Genomic DNA, 18,856 nt, shown 5'->3' with positions numbered 1-18,856 from the left:
CTTAAATAAGGAATAAAAATCACCATGTTATTGCCTTGGTTGATATTAATCCCCTTTATCGGCGGCTTCCTGTGCTGGCAGACCGAACGCTTTGGCGTGAAAGTGCCGCGCTGGATCGCGCTGATTACCATGGGACTGACGCTGGCGCTTGGCCTGCAGCTGTGGATGCAGGGCGGCTATTCTCTGACGCAATCCGCGGGTATTCCGCAATGGCAGTCGGAATTCGTGCTGCCGTGGATCCCACGCTTCGGCATTAGCATCCATCTGGCGATCGACGGCCTGTCGCTGCTGATGGTGGTGCTGACCGGTCTCCTCGGCGTGCTGGCGGTACTCTGTTCGTGGCGTGAAATCGAAAAATACCAGGGCTTCTTCCACCTCAACCTGATGTGGATCCTGGGCGGCGTCATCGGCGTGTTCCTCGCCATCGACATGTTCCTGTTCTTCTTCTTCTGGGAAATGATGTTGGTGCCGATGTACTTCCTGATCGCGCTGTGGGGTCATAAAGCCTCGGACGGTAAAACGCGTATCACGGCGGCCACCAAGTTCTTCATTTATACCCAGGCGAGCGGTCTGGTGATGCTGATCGCCATTCTGGCGCTGGCCTTCGTCCACTTCAACGCGACCGGCGTGTGGACCTTCAACTATGAAGATCTGCTGAAAACGCCGATGTCCCACGGCGTGGAATACCTGCTGATGCTGGGCTTCTTCATCGCCTTCGCGGTGAAAATGCCGGTGGTACCGCTGCACGGCTGGCTGCCGGACGCTCACTCTCAGGCGCCGACTGCCGGTTCCGTCGACCTCGCGGGCATCTTGCTGAAAACTGCGGCCTACGGTCTGCTGCGCTTTGCGCTGCCGCTGTTCCCGAACGCCTCCGCCGAGTTTGCGCCCATCGCCATGTGGCTGGGCGTGATTGGTATCTTCTACGGCGCGTGGATGGCCTTCGCCCAGACCGATATCAAACGTCTGATCGCTTATACCTCCGTTTCCCACATGGGTTTCGTGCTGATTGCTATCTACACCGGTAGCCAGCTGGCTTATCAGGGGGCGGTGATCCAGATGATCGCCCACGGTCTGTCCGCGGCCGGTCTGTTTATTCTGTGCGGCCAGCTGTACGAACGTCTGCACACCCGCGATATGCGTCAGATGGGCGGTTTGTGGAGCAAAATTAAATGGCTGCCGGCAATGTCAATGTTCTTCGCCGTCGCCACCCTGGGGATGCCGGGCACCGGTAACTTTGTCGGCGAATTTATGATCCTGTTCGGCAGCTATAAAGTGGTGCCGGTGATCACCGTTATCTCGACCTTTGGTCTGGTATTCGCTTCCGTTTATTCGCTGTCGATGCTGCATCGCGCCTACTTCGGTAAAGCGAAAAGCGAAATCGCGGCGAAAGCGCTGCCGGGGATGTCCCTGCGTGAACTGTCTATCATCCTGCTGCTGGTGGTGCTGCTGGTGCTGTTGGGCTTCTTCCCGCAGCCGATCCTCGACACCTCGCATGCTGCGATGAGCAACATTCAGCAGTGGTTTGTTAATTCTGTTTCTACTACAAGGCCGTAATTCGCCATGACAATAACTCCACAACAACTGATCGCACTGCTACCGCTGCTGATCGTCGGCTTGACGGTGGTGGTTGTGATGCTCTCCATTGCGTGGCGACGCAATCATTTTCTCAATGCCACGCTGTCGGTTCTCGGGCTTAACGCTGCGCTGGTCTCGCTCTGGTTTGTTGGTCAGAACGGGGCGATGGACGTTACGCCAATGATCCGCGTTGACGGCTACGCCATGCTCTACACCGGGCTGGTGTTGCTGGCGAGCCTCGCGACCTGTACTTTCGCCTACCCGTGGCTTGAGGGTTACAAGGACAACAAAGAAGAGTTCTACCTGCTGGTGCTGATCGCCGCGCTGGGCGGCATTCTGCTGGCCGGTGCGAATCATCTGGCGGCGCTGTTCCTCGGTATCGAACTGATTTCGCTACCGCTGTTCGGCCTGGTCGGCTACGCCTTCCGCCAGAAGCGTTCGCTGGAAGCGAGCATCAAATACACTATCCTCTCCGCTGCAGCCTCGTCTTTCCTGCTGTTCGGTATGGCGCTGGTGTATGCGAACTCCGGCAACCTGTCCTTCCTCGCGCTGGGTAAAAGCCTGGCGGACAATACGCTGCACGAGCCGCTGCTGCTGGCGGGCCTCGGTCTGATGATCGTCGGTCTTGGCTTTAAACTGTCGCTGGTGCCGTTCCATCTGTGGACGCCGGACGTTTACCAGGGCGCGCCTGCGCCGGTCTCCACCTTCCTGGCGACCGCCAGCAAGATCGCCATCTTCGGCGTGGTGATGCGTCTGTTCCTGTACATGCCGGTGGGCAACAGTGAAGCGGTACGCGTTGTGCTGGGCCTGATCGCCTTCGCCTCTATCATCTTCGGTAACCTGATGGCGCTGAGCCAAACCAACATTAAGCGTCTGCTCGGCTACTCTTCCATCTCCCACCTCGGCTATCTGCTGGTGGCGTTAATCGCCCTGCAGAGCGGCGAAATGTCGATGGAAGCCGTTGGCGTCTACCTGGCCGGTTATCTGTTCAGCAGCCTTGGTGCGTTCGGCGTGGTCAGCCTGATGTCCAGCCCGTACCGCGGTCCGGATGCGGACTCGCTGTTCTCCTACCGCGGCCTGTTCTGGCACCGTCCGATCCTGTCAGCGGTCATGACGGTGATGATGCTGTCGCTGGCCGGTATTCCGATGACCCTCGGCTTTATCGGTAAGTTCTACGTGCTGGCCGTCGGTGTGCATGCGCACCTGTGGTGGCTGGTTGCCGCAGTGGTTGTCGGCTCAGCGATTGGTCTCTACTACTATCTGCGAGTGGCAGTCAGCCTGTACCTGAGCGCACCCGAGCAACTGAACCGCGATGCGCCGTCGAACTGGCAGTACAGCGCTGGCGGTATCGTGGTGCTGATCTCCGCCCTGCTGGTGCTGGTGCTTGGTATCTGGCCGCAGCCGCTGATTAGCATCGTGCAGCTGGCGACGCCGCTGATGTAATCTGCGCTATAAATAAAAAAACCGCCGGGATGGCGGTTTTTTTATGCCCGGATTTTACGCCATCTTGTAGACCATAAAGTCTTCCGCCAATAGCGTATTGGCGAAAATCTCCCGGCATTCCGCCAGCATCTTCAGACAGCCTTCGGCATCGTAGCGCGAGCTAAAGTGGGTAGCGATTAGCGTGCCGACCCCCGCTTCTTTGGCAAGCGCCGCGGTCTGCTGGCTTGAGGAGTGGCCGCGGCTATTGGCTTTCTCCGCCATCGCCTGCTCAAGGGTGGTTTCGTGGACCATCACATCCGCCCCGCGAGCCATCTCCAGCGCCTGCGGGCAGGGGGCGGTATCGCCAAAGATGGCCAGCGTTTTACCCGGCGTCGCTGGCCCCAGATAGCGGCTGCCGTCGATGACCCGGCCATCTTCCAGCTCAACGCGCTGGCCGAGCTTGAGTTGATGAAACAGCGGCCCCGGACGCACGCCATCGGCAATCAGTTGGGCGGCGTCGAGGGTGCCGGGCTTGTCATGCTGCTCAATGCGATACCCGTAGCACTCCACCGGATGGCTGAGCGGGTACGCAGTGACCCGATAGCCCTCTTCGTCGAACACCAGACCAGGGCCGACTTCGATGATGGTGAGCGGATAGTCGGTCCACGAACCGCTCAGACGCAGCGCGGTCTCAACAAACTCTTTGAGCCCTTTTGGCCCGTAGAGGGTGAGGGGCAGAGAGTTCCCCTGCATCGAACGGCTGCACAACAGGCCGGGCAGGCCGAACAGGTGGTCGCCGTGCAGGTGAGTGATGAAAATTTTATTCAGTTTGCCGGGGTGATAGGGCGTGCGAAGAAACTGATGCTGGGTCCCTTCACCGCAGTCAAACAACCACATTTCGGCGCGGGTCGGCTGTTGCAAATTCAGTATTATCGACGTCATATTACGCGTACGGGTCGGCACCCCGGCGGATGTTCCTAAAAAAGTTAATTCCATCGTCCAGTGTCCTCAGGGCGAGTCGCAAAGTATCAGTATATCAATAAGGAGCTACAGATGATGACCTGGCAGGATCTCCACCATAGTGAACTCACCGTTCCCCAGCTGTATGCGCTGCTGAAATTGCGCAGTGAAGTTTTTGTCGTGGAGCAGCAGTGCGCCTATCAGGATGTCGACGGCGATGATTTGGTCGGTGAAAATCGCCATCTGCTCGGCTGGCGCGATGGCGAACTGCTGGCCTACGCGCGGATCCTCAAAAGCGAAGAGGCGTTTGCGCCGGTGGTGATTGGCCGGGTTATCGTTAGCCCCGCCGCCCGCGGTGAGAAGCTCGGCTATCAGCTGATGGAGCAGGCGCTGGCCAGTTGTCAGCAGTACTGGCCGCAAAAGGCAATTTACCTCGGGGCGCAGGCGCACCTGCAATCCTTTTACGCCCACTTCGGTTTTACGCCGGTGACCGAGGTCTATGATGAGGATGGCATCCCCCACATTGGCATGGCGCGAGAAAAGCGCGCTATCTGACCCCTCTGCACCCTCGTCCACACGCTGCTTTGGCCCGGCGAGCGGGTAAGATAAAACCCGCTCCCTCGTCATGGGTACTGCTATTCCGCCGTCGAACCCCTTATAATGTGGGGTTTTACTACCGTGGAGGTTTGCGTGCTGTCTGTTTCCACTGCGCTGGCCCGTTTGCAAGACGGCCTGGGTGAGTCTTTTCCAGACTCGCCCGGCACGCGAATTATCGATATTGCCTTTCCGCTGAATGATGCCTTCGATCCGCTACTATGGTGCGGCCAGCAGGCGCAATGGCCGCAGTTTTACTGGCAGCAGCGCAATGGCGATGAGGAACTGGCGACGCTGGGGGCGGCAAAAACCTTTCCCTCGCTCGACGCGGCCAACCGCTTTTTACGCCAGACCGGGCGGCAGAATCTGCGCATCTGCGGCCTGAACGCGTTTGAACCGCAGCAGGGCAGACTGGTGCTGCCGCGTCTGGAGTGGCGCCGGTGCGGCGGCAGGGCCGTGCTGCGGCTGGTGCTGCATAGTGATATCTCCCTGCGTGAGGATGCCGCGACGGCCCGCGTGTTTCTCGCCAGTCTGACCACCACTCAGGCGACCCCTGGCGCTATCCCGCCGCTACTGAGCGAGCGCCATTCATCTGACTATTCTCAATGGCAGGCAATGATTGCGCGGGCGACTAAGGCGATTAGCGCCGGTGAAATGGATAAAGTGGTACTGGCGCGGGCAACCGACCTGCAGTTTGCCGCGCCGCTGGACGCCGTGAGCATCATGGCGGCCAGCCGCCGCAGCAATCTTAACTGTTTTCATTTCCTGATGGCGTTTAATGCCCGGCAGGCATTTTTCGGCTCCACGCCGGAACGGCTGTGGCGCCGGCGCGGCGCGCTGCTGCGCACCGAAGCGCTGGCAGGGACCGTCGCGAACCATCAGGAAGACGCGAAGGCGCAGCAACTGGCCGACTGGTTGATGAAAGATGACAAAAACCAGCGGGAAAATATGCTGGTGGTAGAGGATATCTGCCAGCGCCTGCAGAGTGAGGCCTCGACGCTGGACGTCCTGCCGCCGCAGGTGGTGAGACTGCGTAAGGTGCAGCATCTCAGGCGCTGCATCTGGACCGAGCTGGCGGCGCCTGACGACAGCCGCTGTCTGCTGCAGCTGCAGCCCACCGCCGCAGTGGCCGGCCTGCCGCGTCGGGCGGCGCTGGCATTCATTCAGCGCCATGAACCCTTTGCCCGCGAATGGTATGCCGGGTCCGCCGGCTATCTGTCGCTGGCGCAAAGCGAGTTTTGCGTGGCGCTGCGTTCGGCGAAAGTGGACCACGACACCCTGCGGTTGTATGCCGGAGCGGGGATCGTCAGCGGCTCCGATGCGCAGCAGGAGTGGCAGGAGATTGACAACAAAGCGGCCGGGCTGCGCTCGCTGCTGTGTCCATAAGGCGGGAATGACGATGCATATCAAAACGTCGTCACTTTGCCTTATCTATACTTAGCATCAATATTTGATACCGGACAATTTCATGTCAGTAAGCGCATTTAACCGACGCTGGGCGGCGGTGATCCTGGAAGCTTTAACGCGCCATGGCGTGCAGCATATCTGCATCGCGCCGGGTTCGCGCTCGACACCCTTAACCCTGGCGGCGGCGGAAAACCGCGCCTTTATCCATCATACCCATTTCGACGAACGCGGCCTCGGCCACCTGGCGCTCGGCCTGGCGAAGGCCAGCCGGCAGCCGGTGGCGGTGATAGTCACCTCCGGGACCGCCACCGCAAACCTCTATCCGGCGCTGATTGAGGCGGGCCTCACCGGCGAAAAGCTGATCCTGTTGACCGCCGACCGTCCACCGGAGCTGATCGACTGCGGCGCGAACCAGGCGATCCGCCAGCCCGGAATGTTTGCCTCCCATCCGTCGCAGACGATTTCTCTGCCGCGTCCCTCGCAGGATATTCCTGCCCGCTGGCTGGTCTCAACCATCGACCAGGCGCTGGGGGCGCTGCACGCCGGCGGGGTGCATATCAACTGTCCGTTCGCCGAACCGCTGTATGGCGATATGGATGAGACCGGCGTGGAGTGGCAGCAGCAGCTCGGCAACTGGTGGCAGAGCGATAAACCCTGGCTGCGTCAGGCGCTGCAGTTAGAGAGCGAGAAGCAGCGCGACTGGTTCTTCTGGCGGCAAAAACGCGGCGTCGTCGTGGCGGGGAGAATGAGCGCCGCGGAAGGGAAAAAAGTGGCTGAGTGGGCGCAAACTCTCGGCTGGCCGCTGATCGGCGATGTCCTGTCGCAGACCGGGCAGCCGCTGCCGTGCGCTGACCTGTGGCTGGGCAATGGTAAAGCGGTCAGCGAACTGGCGCAGGCGCAGATCGTGGTGCAGCTCGGCAGCAGCCTGACCGGTAAACGCGTCCTCCAGTGGCAGGCGACCTGCGAGCCGGATGAATACTGGCTGGTGGATAATCTGCCAGGCCGCCTCGACCCGGCGCAGCACCGCGGCCGCCGTCTGCTCGCCAGCGTTGAGCGCTGGCTTGAGCTGCATCCGGCGGAAAAACGTCAGCCGTGGGCGACGGTGATCCCACAGCTTGCCGGGCAGGCGTGGCAGGCGGCGGTTGCCAGCAATGAGCCTTTTGGCGAAGCGCAGCTGGCGCAGCGTATTCGGCGCTATCTGCCGGAGCAGGGGCAACTGTTTGTCGGTAACAGTCTGGTGGTGCGCCTGATCGACGCCCTGGCGCAGCTACCGGCCGGGTATCCGGTTTACAGCAACCGCGGCGCCAGCGGGATTGATGGTTTAATCGCCACCGCCGCCGGCGTGCAGCGCGCCAGTGCGCGGCCGACACTGGCGATCGTCGGCGATCTGTCGGCCTTATACGATCTTAACTCGCTGGCCCTGCTGCGCCAGGCGTCGGCGCCGCTGGTGCTGATCGTGGTAAATAACAACGGCGGACAGATTTTCTCTATGCTGCCGACGCCGCAGGACGAGCGCCGCCAGTTCTATTTAATGCCGCAGGACGTGGATTTCAGCCACGCGGCGGCGATGTTCGGCCTGGCCTATCATCGTCCCGATGACTGGCAGTCGCTGGATGAGGCGCTGGCGGGTGCCTGGCGCAGGGCGGGGGCGACGGTGATTGAGCTGGCGGTCAACGAGACTGACGGCACGCAGACTCTCCAGCAGCTGCTGGCGCAGGTAAGCCGCCTGTGACCCTCAGCGCCGCGGTCGACAACGGCCAGTCAGGTTATCCCTGGCTGGTGTTTCTGCACGGGTTTTCCGGCGACCGCGACGAGTGGCGTGAAGTGGGCGACGCTTTTCCCGCCTGGCCGCGTCTGTATCTCGATCTGCCGGGCCACGGCGGCTCCGCGGATATCGCGGTGCAGGACTTTGCCGGGGTCAATACTCTGCTGCTGGCTACGCTTAATAGTTACAACATCCTTAACTACTGGCTGATTGGCTACTCACTGGGCGGCCGGGTGGCGATGAACTTCGCCTGTCAGCCGCGTACGGGCCTGCGCGGCCTGATCGTTGAAGGCGGCCATCCTGGCCTGCAGGATGCAGAAGCGCGGCAGGCGCGGCGCAGCAATGACCGCGCCTGGGCAGAACGTTTTCGCCGCGATCCGTTGGCGCAGGTCTTTGCCGACTGGTATCAGCAGCCGGTTTTTGCCTCACTGGATGCCGCGCAGCGCGAGTCATTGGTCGCCTTACGTAGCCGCAATAACGGCGCCACGCTGGCGGCGATGCTGCAGGCAACCTCCCTTGCCGGGCAGGCCGATCTGCGCGCGCCTCTGCAGGCGCGCGATTTTCCTTTTCACTACCTGTGTGGCGAACGCGACGCGAAGTTTCGCGCCATCGCGCAAGCGCTCGCTGCCGATACCCATATCATTCACCATGCCGGACACAACGCGCACCGGGACAACCCCGCCGCGGTGATTGCTTGTCTGGCGCAGATTCTGGCAAGTTAACTGAAGGACATTCTATGATCTCTCTTGATGAAGCAATGCTCTATGCCCCTGTGGAATGGCACGATTGTTCCGAAGGCTATACCGATATTCGCTATCACAAATCGGCCGACGGCATTGCCAAAATCACCATCAACCGCCCACAGGTGCGCAACGCCTTCCGCCCGCTGACCGTCAAAGAGATGATTCAGGCGCTGGCGGATGCCCGCTATGACGACAATATCGGGGTGATTGTCCTGACCGGTGAAGGTGAGAAAGCCTTCTGCGCCGGCGGCGACCAGAAAGTTCGCGGCGACTACGGCGGCTATCAGGACGACTCCGGCGTTCACCACCTTAACGTGCTCGACTTCCAGCGCCAGATCCGCACCTGCCCGAAACCGGTGGTGGCGATGGTAGCCGGCTACTCTATCGGCGGCGGCCACGTGCTGCATATGATGTGCGATCTGACCATCGCGGCGGACAATGCCATCTTCGGCCAGACCGGGCCAAAAGTCGGCTCCTTTGATGGCGGCTGGGGCGCCTCCTATATGGCGCGTATCGTCGGGCAGAAAAAGGCGCGCGAAATCTGGTTCCTGTGCCGTCAGTATGACGCCCAGCAGGCGCTGGACATGGGGCTGGTGAATACCGTAGTTCCGCTGGCGGAGCTGGAAAAAGAGACCGTGCGCTGGTGCCGTGAAATGCTGCAAAACAGCCCAATGGCGCTGCGCTGCCTGAAAGCGGCGCTGAACGCCGACTGCGACGGCCAGGCCGGTCTGCAGGAGCTGGCGGGCAACGCCACCATGCTGTTCTACATGACGGAAGAAGGGCAGGAAGGCCGCAATGCCTTCAACCAGAAACGTCAGCCGGACTTCAGCAAATTTAAACGGAATCCATAATGCGCGTTTCGCAGGTTTACCGCTGGCAGATCCCGATGGACGCGGGCGTGGTTCTGCGCGAACGGCGGTTAAAAACCCGCGACGGGCTGTTCATCCGCCTGCAGGAGGATGAACGCGAAGGCTGGGGGGAAATTTCTCCCTTGCCGGGATTCAGTAACGAGACGCTGGAAGAGGCGCAAACAGCGCTGCTGGCGTGGGCGCAGGCCTGGCGCGACGGCGCGGAACCGCCGCTTCCCACACTGCCTTCTGTCGCTTTTGGTATAAGCTGCGCGCAGGCGGAGCTTTACGGCGAACTACCGCAGGCCGCGGATTATCGCGCGGCGCCGCTCTGTTCCGGCGATCCGGATGAGCTGTTCGCCAAACTGGCGACGATGCCCGGCGAGAAAGTCGCTAAGGTGAAAGTGGGGCTGTGGGAGGCGGTCCGCGACGGCATGGTGGTTAATCTGCTACTGGAAGCCATCCCCGATCTCCAGCTGCGGCTGGATGCCAACCGGGCGTGGACGCCGCTTAAAGCGCAGCAGTTCGCCAAATACGTCAATCCCGCATATCGCCAGCGCATTGCGTTTCTTGAGGAACCCTGCAAAACGCGGGAGGACTCGCGGGCCTTTAGCCGCGAGACGGGGATCGCTATCGCCTGGGATGAAAGCCTGCGCGAGGCGGATTTCCGCTTTGTCGCGGAGCCCGGCGTGCGCGCGGTGGTGATCAAACCGACGCTGACCGGCAGTGTGCAAAAGGTTCAGCAACAGGTCGCCGCGGCACACGCCCTGGGGCTGAGCGCGGTGATTAGCTCGTCAATCGAGTCCAGCCTCGGGTTAACCCAGCTGGCGCGGGTTGCCGCCTGGCTGACGCCGCAGACCATCCCCGGACTCGATACGCTGGCGCTGATGAGCGCCCAACTGGTACGGCCGTGGCCGGAGAGTACGCTGCCGATGATCAACATTGATGCGCTGGAGCCGCTGCTGTGATGTTTTCCGACTGGCCATGGCGCCACTGGCGCCAGTTACGCGGTGAGGCGCAGGCGTTACGCCTGAACGATCGGCTGCTGACCTGGCGTGAGCTATGCGCGCGGGTTGACGCGCTGGCGGCCGGCTTTGCCGCGCAGGGCGTTATGGAAGGTCAGGGCGTGGCGCTCCGGGCCTACAACCAGCCGGAGACGCTACTCGCCTGGCTGGCATTGCTGCAGTGCGGGGCGCGGGTGTTGCCGCTGAATCCGCAGCTGCCAGAGGTGTTGCTGCAGGAACTGCTGCCTGCGTTAAACGTCCAGCATCAGCTGGTGCTGAATGGTGCTGCGCTGCCGGGGGATTTACCGGCGTTAACTCTGCAGGCGGCCGAAGGCGTCCATGCCGTTTGCTGGCATGGCGAACGGCTGGTGTCGATGACGTTAACCTCCGGCTCAACCGGCCTGCCGAAAGCGGCGGTACATAGCGCCAGCGCCCATCTGGCCAGCGCCGCTGGCGTGCTGGCGCTGATGCCGTTTGCCGCAGAAGACGACTGGCTACTGTCGCTGCCGTTGTTTCATGTCTCCGGGCAGGGGATCATCTGGCGCTGGCTGCTGGCCGGCGCGCGAATGACGGTGCGCGACAAGCAACCGCTGGCGCAGATGCTGCAGGGCTGTACCCATGTTTCGCTGGTGCCGACTCAGCTGTGGCGCCTGCTGAATGATGATGCTGCGCATTCCCTCAAGGCGGTGCTGCTCGGCGGCGCAGCGATCCCGGTCGAATTGACTGAGCGTGCACTCGCGCAGGGAATACGCAGTTTCTGCGGCTACGGCCTCACCGAGTTCGCTTCCACGGTCTGTGCCAAAGCGGCCGACGGCGCGGCGGATGTGGGCGAACCGCTGCCGGGGCGGGAGGTGAAAATTGTCGCCGGCGAGATCTGGCTGCGGGCGTCGAGTATGGCGGCGGGTTACTGGCGCGACGGTCAGTTATTGCCATTAACCAATGATGAAGGCTGGTTTGCGACACGCGATCGCGGGGAATTACACAATGGTCGGCTGACGGTTGTTGGGCGACTGGATAATCTTTTTTTTAGCGGCGGCGAAGGTATTCAACCGGAAGAGGTCGAGCGCGTGATACTCGCATATCCAGCGGTACAACAGGTGTTTATTGTACCGCTGGATGATGTCGAATATGGTCAACGCCCGGTCGCGGTGGTGGAATGCGATGACGGCTGCGAGTTGAGCGCGCTGGCAGCATGGAGCGCTGAACGGTTAGCGCGTTTCCAACAGCCGGTACAGTGGCTACGGCTGCCGGACACGTTAAAGAACGGTGGGATTAAGATTTCCCGTCAGGCGCTGCGCGAATGGGCCAGACAGCAGACGTATGCGACCGTATCGTAGCCACCCGCCATATCCCGCGACATAACGCCGGGTGGGTTGAACGCGGTATGCTGGACTAAAGTAGCCCTTTCTGGCTGAGCGTAACGCGGGTGGCGGCATTGAGATCGTAGTTTTTGAGATCGTCGGCTTTGACCCAGGCGTAATTGTCAAACTCCTCGTTGATCGTCACGTCGCGATTGGCGCTGACGCAGTCGAAGATCAGGTAGATCATATAGATCGTTTCCTGCCGACCATCCGGGTAAGTTTTGACGCGGGTATCATCGCGAAAGCTCCACGGCGCGATATGGGTAAGGATGAGTTTTTCGCCAAGCTCTTCGCGTATTTCCCGCCGCAGCGCCTCTTCAATACGCTCCCCTGGCTCCACGCCGCCGCCGGATAAGGCCCATTGCCCGGGAAAAACACCGCGGTCGGCGGCCATTTTGCAGAGCAGATACTGACCTTCATTCTGGATAAGCGGGCAAACAATCGTCCTTTGGCGCATGGTTTTTCTCCTTCACAGGGGGCGGTATGCCGATGAAATAGTTTGCGAGCCGCCTCGGTAAACCGCAAGCGAAATGCGGCCCTGGCCCTGTTGAGTGTTAAGTTAGGTGAAAATAATCGCATGGAGTTTCGCCATGGACAGGGCGCCCCATTCCCCGCATGACGCCGTATTTAAACACCTGTTGTCGCACCGGGCGACGGCAAAGGACTTCCTTGACATTCATCTCCCCGCACCGCTGCGTGCGTTATGCAATCTGAATACGCTGCAACTGGAATCAGGGAGCTTTATAGACGATGAGCTACGAGCGAGTCATTCCGATATCCTTTACTCGCTGCAAACGCAGGCGGGGGAGGGCTATATCTATCTGTTGATTGAGCACCAAAGCTCGGCGGACCGCCATATGGCCTTTCGCCTGATGCGCTATGCCATCGCCGCGATGCAACGTCATCTGGATAAGGGGCATACGCAGCTGCCGCTGGTTATCCCCCTGCTGTTTTATCATGGCCGCGTTTCGCCCTGGCCGTACCCGATGTGCTGGCTGGCAGGCTTTGCCGATCCGGACGTTGCGCGGCGGATCTATGGTGATGATTTTCCCTTAATCGATATCACCACCACCCCGGATGATGAAATCATGCGCCACCGGCGCGTGGCGATGCTGGAGCTGCTGCAGAAGCATATCCGCCAGCGCGACATGATGGACCTGCACGAGCAGCTGGTCAGCCTGTTAGCACTGGGATACACTAGCCGCAGGCAGCTAAAGACGCTGCTGCATTATCTGTTACAGGCAGGAAATGCCGCCGATCCGGTCGCTTTTTTGCGCCATCTTGCGCAAAGCGTTCCCCGGCGGTCGCACAAGGAGACGCTCATGAATATTGCCCAGTTTCTGGAACAACGCGGCCATCAGCAAGGGTTAAAGCAAGGTCTGCAACAAGGTCTGGAGCAAGGTGAGCAGCAGACCGCGGAGCGTATCGCCCGGGCGATGCTCGCTAACGGGCTTGACCTGTCCCTGGTGGCGAAACTGACCGGCCTCGCCCCGGAATGTCTGGCCCGGCTGCAGCATTAATTATTCCCTTATCCACCCGCGCCGCGCCGATCGTGCGGCGTCAGTTCTCTGTTTTCGTCAATGTGTCAGCGTTAATCATAATAAACATGAATATTCATGGCGCTGAATGGGCGGTTCGTCATGCTGGCAACGCCCGATGCCGTAAAAAAACGCAACTGGTTACACTCTTGTGAAAATTCATTTCGCCAGGTCATTGATTCCTGACGGGTGCGCAGTAGAATTTTCAGGTTTTTTCGGGACTTCTTTGATTTTAATTTTCTGGATAGAGTAAATAATGAAAAAAAGCATTTTTATGGCGCTGGCTGGCGTCATGCTGGTTTCTTCCGCGGCCCATGCGATCAGCGTTACCGGTGAAGCAGGCGAGCATTACACCAATCTTGGCGTCGGGTTTGGCACGGAGTCTACCGGCCTGGCCGTTTCCGGTAACTGGCTGCATAGCGATAACGACGGCGACGCCGCGGGTTTAGGCCTGGGGCTCAATATTCCGCTGGGGCCGTTCCTCGCGACCGTGGGCGGTAAAGGCGTATACACCAACCCGAAACAGGGCGATGAAGGTTATGCGGCAGCGGTCGGCGGCGGCCTGCAGTGGAAAATCGGCGACAGCTTCCGCCTGTACGGCGACTACTACTACTCGCCGGATTCCCTCTCCAGCGGCATTGACAGCTATCAGGAAGCCAACGTCGGCGCCAGCTGGACCATCATGCGTCCGCTCAGCATCCAGGCAGGCTATCGCTATCTGAACCTGGCGGGCAAAGATGGCAACCGCGATAACACCATCGCCGACGGCCCGTACATCGGCGCCAGCGCCAGCTTCTAATCTCCTCCGGCGCGGTATCTTCTTGCCGCGCCAGATTTTCCTCCTCGTCAGCATCCCGCTTTGCGTTATAGTATTTGCCACCTGGCAGGCAAGGAGTGAGCAATGTTGAATGTGGAAATGCTGTCCACTGGCGATGAAGTGTTGCATGGTCAAATCGTTGATACCAATGCGGCATGGCTGGCGGATTTCTTTTTTAATCAGGGGTTACCGTTAACGCGCCGCCATACCGTTGGCGACGATCTTGATGCGCTGGTGGCGATTCTGCGCGAACGCAGCGAACAGGCGGATGTGCTGATCGTTAACGGCGGCCTAGGGCCGACCAGCGACGATCTGAGCGCGCTGGCCGCCGCCACCGCGAAAGGCGAAGGGCTTATTTTGCATCCGGAGTGGCTGGAAACCATGACCCGTTTCTTTGCCGAGCGCGGCCGGCCGATGGCGGAAAGTAACCGCAAGCAGGCGGAAATCCCCGCCAGCGCCGAAATGATCAATAACCCGGTCGGCACGGCCTGTGGCTTTGCCGTTCAGCTCAACCGCTGCCTGATGTTTTTCACCCCCGGTGTACCTTCTGAATTTAAGGTGATGGTCGAGCAGGAGATTTTACCGCGTCTGCGTCAGCGCTTTACGCTGCCGGAGCCGCCGGTATGCCTGCGTTTGACCACCTTTGGCCGCTCGGAGAGCGAGCTGGCGCAAAGCCTCAATACGCTGACGTTACCGCCTGGCGTGGTGATGGGTTACCGTTCGTCGATGCCGATTATCGAACTCAAGCTAACCGGACCGGCTGACCAGCGTGACGCCATGCTGGCCCTGTGGCCGGAAGTCCGCAAGGTGGCTGGCGACAGTCTGATTTTCGAAGGCACGGAAGGGTTACCGGCGCAGATTGCGCGCTGCCTGCAGGAGCGGCAGCTGAGCCTGACGCTCAGCGAGCAGTTTACCGGCGGCCTGCTGGCGCTCCAGCTGTCCCGCGCCGGCGCGCCGCTGCTGGCCAGCGAAGTGGTCCCGGCGCAGGAGGAGACGCTGGCGCAGGCGGCTCGCTGGGCGGCCGAGCGGCGAATAAACCATTTTGCCGGCCTGGCCCTGGCGGTGAGCGGCCAGGAGAACGATCATCTTAACGTGGCCCTGGCCACCCCGGGCGGCACCTTCGCGCTGCGGGTGAAGTTCAGCGTCACCCGCCACAGCCTGGCGGTACGCCAGGAAGTCTGCGCCATGATGGCATTAAACATGCTGCGTCGCTGGCTGAATGGTCAACCGCTGGCCAGCGAACATGGCTGGATTAACGTGGTGGATTCCCTCTCGCTGTAAGTCGTTTCCCCCGGCGCGCGGGCTTCTCCCGGGCGCCGGTTGTCCAGCCTGTTGTACTCTCCTGAAAAAATTCTGTGCGTTAAGTCGCAATAATCTGCAGCGGATGGTCCAGCATACGGGAAAACGATTGCCCCGCGATATCGCTCACACTTTACCGCCCGCACAATCGCAACACTGATTCCAGTATTCAGGATTGGAGTCCAGTATGTTGGAATCAACAAAAGTCCCGGCGCTGACCCGCGCGATTGAGATCCTCAATTTAATCAGCCGGATTGGTCCCTGCAGCGCAGCCACCATCATTGCCGAACTGGGGATCCCGAAAAGCACGGTTTATCTTCTGCTGGGCGAGCTAAAAAAGCAGCGCTTCATCAGTATGGATAATCAGGATAACTACTGCCTGTGGACCAAGCTGGTGGAGCTGGCCGGGCAGGCGCTGAGCAAAATGGATCTGCGCGAGCTGGCGCGTCCGCGCCTCACCCGACTGATGGATGAGTGCGGCCTGCTTTGTCATCTGGGCATCATCGATCAGGGTAACGCCTACTACATTCTTAAAATTGAGTCTCCCGCCACCATTAGCGTGCGTTCGCACGAAGGCAAGAGCCTGTCGCTTTATCGCTCCGGGATCGGCAAATGTTTGCTGGCCTGGCAGCCCGCCAGCGTTCAGGCGTCGATTATCGACGACCTGCAGTGGGAGCGGGCCACGCCAACGACCATCACCGATGCTCAACAGCTGCGGGAGGAGCTGGGGCGCATTCGCGCTCGGGGCTGGAGCTTTGATAATGGCGAGGACTATCCGGATGTGCGCTGCGTGGCCGCCCCGGTATTTAACGCCAATAACGACCTGACCGCCGCCATCTCGGTGGTGGGCACCCGTCTGCAAATCAATGAAGACAATCGCGATTATCTGGCCGGTAAGGCGATTGCCTGCGCGAAAGATATTTCCCGTCTGCTGGGGTGGAAAAGCCCCTTTGAACAACACGCCTGATCATAAGGAGAACATCATGACCCTACCGAAAATTAAACACGTCCGCGCCTGGTTCATCGGCGGCGCCACGGCAGAGCAGGGCGCCGGCGGCGGCGATTACCACGACCAGGGGGCAAACCACTGGATTGACGATCATATCGCCACCCCGATGAGCAAATATAAAGAGTATGAGCAGTCCCGCCAGTCGTTTGGCATCAACGTGCTGGGGACGCTGATTGTGGAAGTGGAAGCCGACAACGGACAGACCGGCTTTGCGGTGTCGACGGCCGGGGAGATGGGCTGCTTTATCGTGGAAAAACATCTCAACCGCTTTATCGAAGGCAAATGCGTCAGCGATATCAAACTGATCCATGACCAGATGCTTAACGCCACCCTTTACTACGCGGGATCCGGCGGCCTGGTAATGAATACCCTCTCCTGTGTCGACCTGGCGCTGTGGGATCTGTTCGGGAAAGTGGTTGGCCTGCCGGTCTACAAACTGCTGGGGGGGGCAGTGCGCGACGAAATCCAGTTCTATGCCACCGGCGCGCGTCCGGACCTGGCGCAGGAGATGGGCTTTATCGGCGGTAAAATGCCTACCCACTGGGGGCCGCACGATGGCGACGCCGGGATCCGCAAAGACGTCGCCATGGTGGCTGACATGCGTGAAAAATGCGGCCCGGATTTCTGGTTAATGCTGGACTGCTGGATGAGTCAGGACGTTAACTATGCCACCAAACTTGCCCATGCCTGTGCCCCTTATAACCTCAAGTGGATCGAAGAGTGCCTGCCGCCGCAGCAGTATGAAGGCTATCGCGAGCTGAAGCGCCAGGCGCCGGCCGGGATGATGGTGACCAGCGGCGAGCACCACGGCACACTGCAGTCCTTCCGCACCCTGTCGGAAACCGGCATCGATATTATGCAGCCCGACGTCGGCTGGTGCGGCGGCTTAACCACCCTGGTGGAGATCGCGGCCATCGCCAAAGCGCGCGGGCAGCTGGTGGTGCCCCACGGCTCGTCGGTTTACTCCCATCATGCGGTGATCACCTTCACCAACACACCGTTCAGCGAGTTTCTGATGACCAGCCCGGACTGCGCCACGCTGCGTCCGCAGTTCGACCCGATCCTGCTCGGCGAGCCGGTGCCGGAGAGAGGGCGCATTCATAAATCGGTCCTGGATAAACCCGGCTTTGGCGTCGAGCTCAATCGCGACTGCAACCTGAAGCGTCCTTATCAACACTGATTGCGTCGGGCCGCCCGGCGGCCCGCGCCTGAGGATATTATGATGAGCAACACTCTGCTGGAGAGCGTGGTGAAGAAAAACCGCGCCCGCTTAATCCCCTTTATGCTGGCGCTGTACGTGCTGGCGTTTCTTGACCGTTCGAATATCGGTTTCGCCAAAGAGACCTACCAACTGGATACCGGGCTCAGCAATGAGGCCTACGCGCTGGGGGCCGGTATCTTCTTTGTGGTCTATGCCTTCCTCGGGGTGCCGGCCAATCTGCTGATGCGCAAATTTGGCGCCAGAAAATGGATCGGCTGCACCACGCTCCTGTGGGGCGTGCTGTCGGCGGCGATGGCGTGGGCGGATACGGAAGCGAAATTCCTGCTGGTACGTACCCTGCTGGGCGCGGCGGAGGCGGGCTTCTTTCCCGGAATGATCTACCTCACTTCGCAGTGGTTTCCCCAGCAAAACCGCGCCAGCATTATGGGGCTGTTTTATATGGGGGCGCCGCTGGCCCTGACGCTGGGATCGCCTTTATCCGGTGCGCTGCTGGAGATGCATGGGTTGATGGGCCATCCCGGCTGGTTCTGGATGTTTGTCATTGAAGGCTTGCTCGCCGTCGCCGCGGGAGCGTTCACCTTCTTCTGGCTGGACGATTCGCCGCAGCATGCCCGCTTCCTGAGCATGGAGGAGAAACAGGCGCTGATAAGCGAGCTGGCGCGCGAGGAGGAGAAAAAGATTGCCTCGCGCCTGTCCGATGCGCTGCGTAACGGGCGGGTCTGGCAGCTGGCGCTGATTTATCTGACCATTCAGGTGGCGGTCTATGGTCTGATTTTCTTCCTGCCCACCCAGGTTGCTGCGCTGCTGGGCACCAAAGTCGGCTTCGTTGCCTCGGTGGTGACGGCTATCCCGTGGGTGGCAGCGCTGTTTGGCACCTGGCTTATCCCTCGCTACTCCGATCGCACCGGCGAGCGGCGCAATATTGCCGCCCTGACGCTGCTGGCGGCGGCGGTCGGGATTGCGGTGTCCGGACTGGTGGCGCCGGTGCTGGCTATCATCGCGCTGTGCGTGGCGGCGGTTGGGGTGATTGCCGTGCAGCCGGTCTTCTGGACGATGCCGACGCAGCTGCTGTCCGGCACGGCCCTGGCCGCCGGGATTGGCTTTGTTAACCTGTTTGGCGCCATCGGCGGCTTTCTGGCGCCGATCGTGCGCGTGCAGGCCGAAACTTTGTTCGCCAGCAGCGCCGCCGGACTGTTAACCCTGGCCGGCGTCGCCATTGTCGGGGTGGTCATTATCTTTTCATTGAGCCTTACCCGCGCGGTACCCCAGCGCGGCAGCGTACAGCATTGAAT

General features: G+C 60.5%; 17 protein-coding genes. 15 read left to right on the top strand and 2 right to left on the bottom strand.

Going from position 1 to position 18,856, the window contains the following annotated elements; genetic code table 11:
* The first annotated feature begins 24 nt into the window (after positions 1-24).
* Both nuoM and nuoN read left to right on the top strand, forming a co-directional pair.
* Entirely contained in the window at positions 25-1,554 is a 1,530-nt protein-coding gene (gene nuoM, locus A1WC_RS07715; RefSeq protein ID WP_008803950.1) for an NADH-quinone oxidoreductase subunit M, read from the top strand.
* Between the two features lie 6 nt (positions 1,555-1,560).
* A complete protein-coding gene (gene nuoN, locus A1WC_RS07720; protein ID WP_008803951.1) occupies positions 1,561-3,018 on the top strand; it encodes an NADH-quinone oxidoreductase subunit NuoN in 1,458 nt (485 codons plus the stop codon).
* A 54-nt stretch (positions 3,019-3,072) separates the two neighbouring features.
* Here the strand turns inward: nuoN and rnz are convergent, their stop codons facing one another.
* Complete coding sequence (gene rnz, locus A1WC_RS07725) at positions 3,073-3,993, bottom strand: ribonuclease Z (RefSeq protein WP_012967513.1); 921 nt, start codon at positions 3,991-3,993, stop codon at positions 3,073-3,075.
* 57 nt (positions 3,994-4,050) lie between these two features.
* Here rnz and A1WC_RS07730 point away from each other — a divergent pair, with 57 nt between their 5' ends.
* The 7 genes from A1WC_RS07730 (at position 4,051) to menE (ending at position 11,655) form a co-directional block, all read left to right on the top strand.
* Positions 4,051-4,512 (top strand): GNAT family N-acetyltransferase, encoded by a 462-nt coding sequence (locus A1WC_RS07730; RefSeq protein ID WP_032691234.1) that lies wholly within the window; start codon positions 4,051-4,053, stop codon positions 4,510-4,512.
* A 135-nt stretch (positions 4,513-4,647) separates the two neighbouring features.
* Positions 4,648-5,937 carry an isochorismate synthase MenF gene (gene menF / locus A1WC_RS07735; protein ID WP_016161588.1) on the top strand — a complete coding sequence of 430 codons (1,290 nt, stop codon included), beginning with the start codon at positions 4,648-4,650 and terminating at the stop codon, positions 5,935-5,937.
* 82 nt (positions 5,938-6,019) lie between these two features.
* Positions 6,020-7,690 carry a 2-succinyl-5-enolpyruvyl-6-hydroxy-3-cyclohexene-1-carboxylic-acid synthase gene (menD, locus tag A1WC_RS07740; protein WP_012967516.1) on the top strand — a complete coding sequence of 557 codons (1,671 nt, stop codon included), beginning with the start codon at positions 6,020-6,022 and terminating at the stop codon, positions 7,688-7,690.
* Positions 7,687-8,445: a 2-succinyl-6-hydroxy-2,4-cyclohexadiene-1-carboxylate synthase gene (menH, locus tag A1WC_RS07745; protein ID WP_016161587.1), complete on the top strand. Its 759-nt coding sequence runs from the start codon at positions 7,687-7,689 to the stop codon at positions 8,443-8,445. The genes menD and menH overlap by 4 nt, the downstream gene beginning before the upstream one ends.
* A gap of 14 nt (positions 8,446-8,459) precedes the next feature.
* The gene (gene menB, locus A1WC_RS07750) at positions 8,460-9,317 is read left to right on the top strand and encodes a 1,4-dihydroxy-2-naphthoyl-CoA synthase (RefSeq protein ID WP_008803957.1); all 858 of its coding nucleotides are present in this window, start codon (positions 8,460-8,462) and stop codon (positions 9,315-9,317) included.
* Positions 9,317-10,282 (top strand): o-succinylbenzoate synthase, encoded by a 966-nt coding sequence (gene menC / locus A1WC_RS07755; RefSeq protein WP_016161586.1) that lies wholly within the window; start codon positions 9,317-9,319, stop codon positions 10,280-10,282. The genes menB and menC overlap by 1 nt, the downstream gene beginning before the upstream one ends.
* The gene (gene menE / locus A1WC_RS07760; RefSeq protein ID WP_032691233.1) at positions 10,279-11,655 is read left to right on the top strand and encodes an o-succinylbenzoate--CoA ligase; all 1,377 of its coding nucleotides are present in this window, start codon (positions 10,279-10,281) and stop codon (positions 11,653-11,655) included. The genes menC and menE overlap by 4 nt, the downstream gene beginning before the upstream one ends.
* A gap of 55 nt (positions 11,656-11,710) precedes the next feature.
* On the opposite strand, the gene nudI is transcribed toward menE, so the two are convergent.
* Positions 11,711-12,136: a nucleoside triphosphatase NudI gene (nudI, locus tag A1WC_RS07765; protein WP_016161584.1), complete on the bottom strand. Its 426-nt coding sequence runs from the start codon at positions 12,134-12,136 to the stop codon at positions 11,711-11,713.
* 133 nt (positions 12,137-12,269) lie between these two features.
* Here nudI and A1WC_RS07770 point away from each other — a divergent pair, with 133 nt between their 5' ends.
* The 6 genes from A1WC_RS07770 (at position 12,270) to A1WC_RS07795 (ending at position 18,854) form a co-directional block, all read left to right on the top strand.
* Positions 12,270-13,199, top strand: a complete 930-nt coding sequence (locus A1WC_RS07770) for an Rpn family recombination-promoting nuclease/putative transposase (protein WP_012967520.1) — start codon at positions 12,270-12,272, stop codon at positions 13,197-13,199.
* A 274-nt stretch (positions 13,200-13,473) separates the two neighbouring features.
* On the top strand, positions 13,474-14,016 hold the full coding sequence (locus A1WC_RS07775) for a YfaZ family outer membrane protein (RefSeq protein ID WP_004201712.1): 543 nt from the start codon (positions 13,474-13,476) through the stop codon (positions 14,014-14,016).
* 102 nt (positions 14,017-14,118) lie between these two features.
* Positions 14,119-15,315, top strand: coding sequence for a nicotinamide mononucleotide deamidase-related protein YfaY (locus A1WC_RS07780; protein ID WP_016161583.1), 1,197 nt, complete (start codon positions 14,119-14,121; stop codon positions 15,313-15,315).
* Between the two features lie 205 nt (positions 15,316-15,520).
* Positions 15,521-16,300 (top strand): IclR family transcriptional regulator, encoded by a 780-nt coding sequence (locus A1WC_RS07785; protein ID WP_016161582.1) that lies wholly within the window; start codon positions 15,521-15,523, stop codon positions 16,298-16,300.
* Positions 16,301-16,316: 16 nt separating this feature from the next.
* Entirely contained in the window at positions 16,317-17,522 is a 1,206-nt protein-coding gene (rhmD, locus tag A1WC_RS07790; RefSeq protein WP_016161581.1) for an L-rhamnonate dehydratase, read from the top strand.
* 42 nt (positions 17,523-17,564) lie between these two features.
* Positions 17,565-18,854 carry an MFS transporter gene (locus tag A1WC_RS07795; RefSeq protein ID WP_032691232.1) on the top strand — a complete coding sequence of 430 codons (1,290 nt, stop codon included), beginning with the start codon at positions 17,565-17,567 and terminating at the stop codon, positions 18,852-18,854.
* Positions 18,855-18,856: the final 2 nt, after the last annotated feature.

It is taken from the genome of Klebsiella sp. KTE92, from assembly GCF_000398905.1.
Taxonomy (GTDB): domain Bacteria; phylum Pseudomonadota; class Gammaproteobacteria; order Enterobacterales; family Enterobacteriaceae; genus Klebsiella; species Klebsiella variicola.
This window is presented reverse-complemented; position numbering and strand designations above follow the sequence as displayed.

Excerpts from the sequence above, each read along its gene's own strand:
- A1WC_RS07730 (WP_032691234.1), top strand. The coding sequence starts at position 4,051 with ATGATGACCTGGCAGGATCTCCACCATAGTGAACTCACCGTTCCCCAG.
- A1WC_RS07775 (WP_004201712.1), top strand. The coding sequence starts at position 13,474 with ATGAAAAAAAGCATTTTTATGGCGCTGGCTGGCGTCATGCTGGTTTCT.
- menB (WP_008803957.1), top strand. The coding sequence starts at position 8,460 with ATGATCTCTCTTGATGAAGCAATGCTCTATGCCCCTGTGGAATGGCAC.
- rnz (WP_012967513.1), bottom strand. The coding sequence starts at position 3,993 with ATGGAATTAACTTTTTTAGGAACATCCGCCGGGGTGCCGACCCGTACG.
- menC (WP_016161586.1), top strand. The coding sequence starts at position 9,317 with ATGCGCGTTTCGCAGGTTTACCGCTGGCAGATCCCGATGGACGCGGGC.
- A1WC_RS07795 (WP_032691232.1), top strand. The coding sequence starts at position 17,565 with ATGAGCAACACTCTGCTGGAGAGCGTGGTGAAGAAAAACCGCGCCCGC.
- nuoN (WP_008803951.1), top strand. The coding sequence starts at position 1,561 with ATGACAATAACTCCACAACAACTGATCGCACTGCTACCGCTGCTGATC.
- A1WC_RS07785 (WP_016161582.1), top strand. The coding sequence starts at position 15,521 with ATGTTGGAATCAACAAAAGTCCCGGCGCTGACCCGCGCGATTGAGATC.
- A1WC_RS07770 (WP_012967520.1), top strand. The coding sequence starts at position 12,270 with ATGGACAGGGCGCCCCATTCCCCGCATGACGCCGTATTTAAACACCTG.
- rhmD (WP_016161581.1), top strand. The coding sequence starts at position 16,317 with ATGACCCTACCGAAAATTAAACACGTCCGCGCCTGGTTCATCGGCGGC.
- menD (WP_012967516.1), top strand. The coding sequence starts at position 6,020 with ATGTCAGTAAGCGCATTTAACCGACGCTGGGCGGCGGTGATCCTGGAA.
- nudI (WP_016161584.1), bottom strand. The coding sequence starts at position 12,136 with ATGCGCCAAAGGACGATTGTTTGCCCGCTTATCCAGAATGAAGGTCAG.
- A1WC_RS07780 (WP_016161583.1), top strand. The coding sequence starts at position 14,119 with ATGTTGAATGTGGAAATGCTGTCCACTGGCGATGAAGTGTTGCATGGT.
- nuoM (WP_008803950.1), top strand. The coding sequence starts at position 25 with ATGTTATTGCCTTGGTTGATATTAATCCCCTTTATCGGCGGCTTCCTG.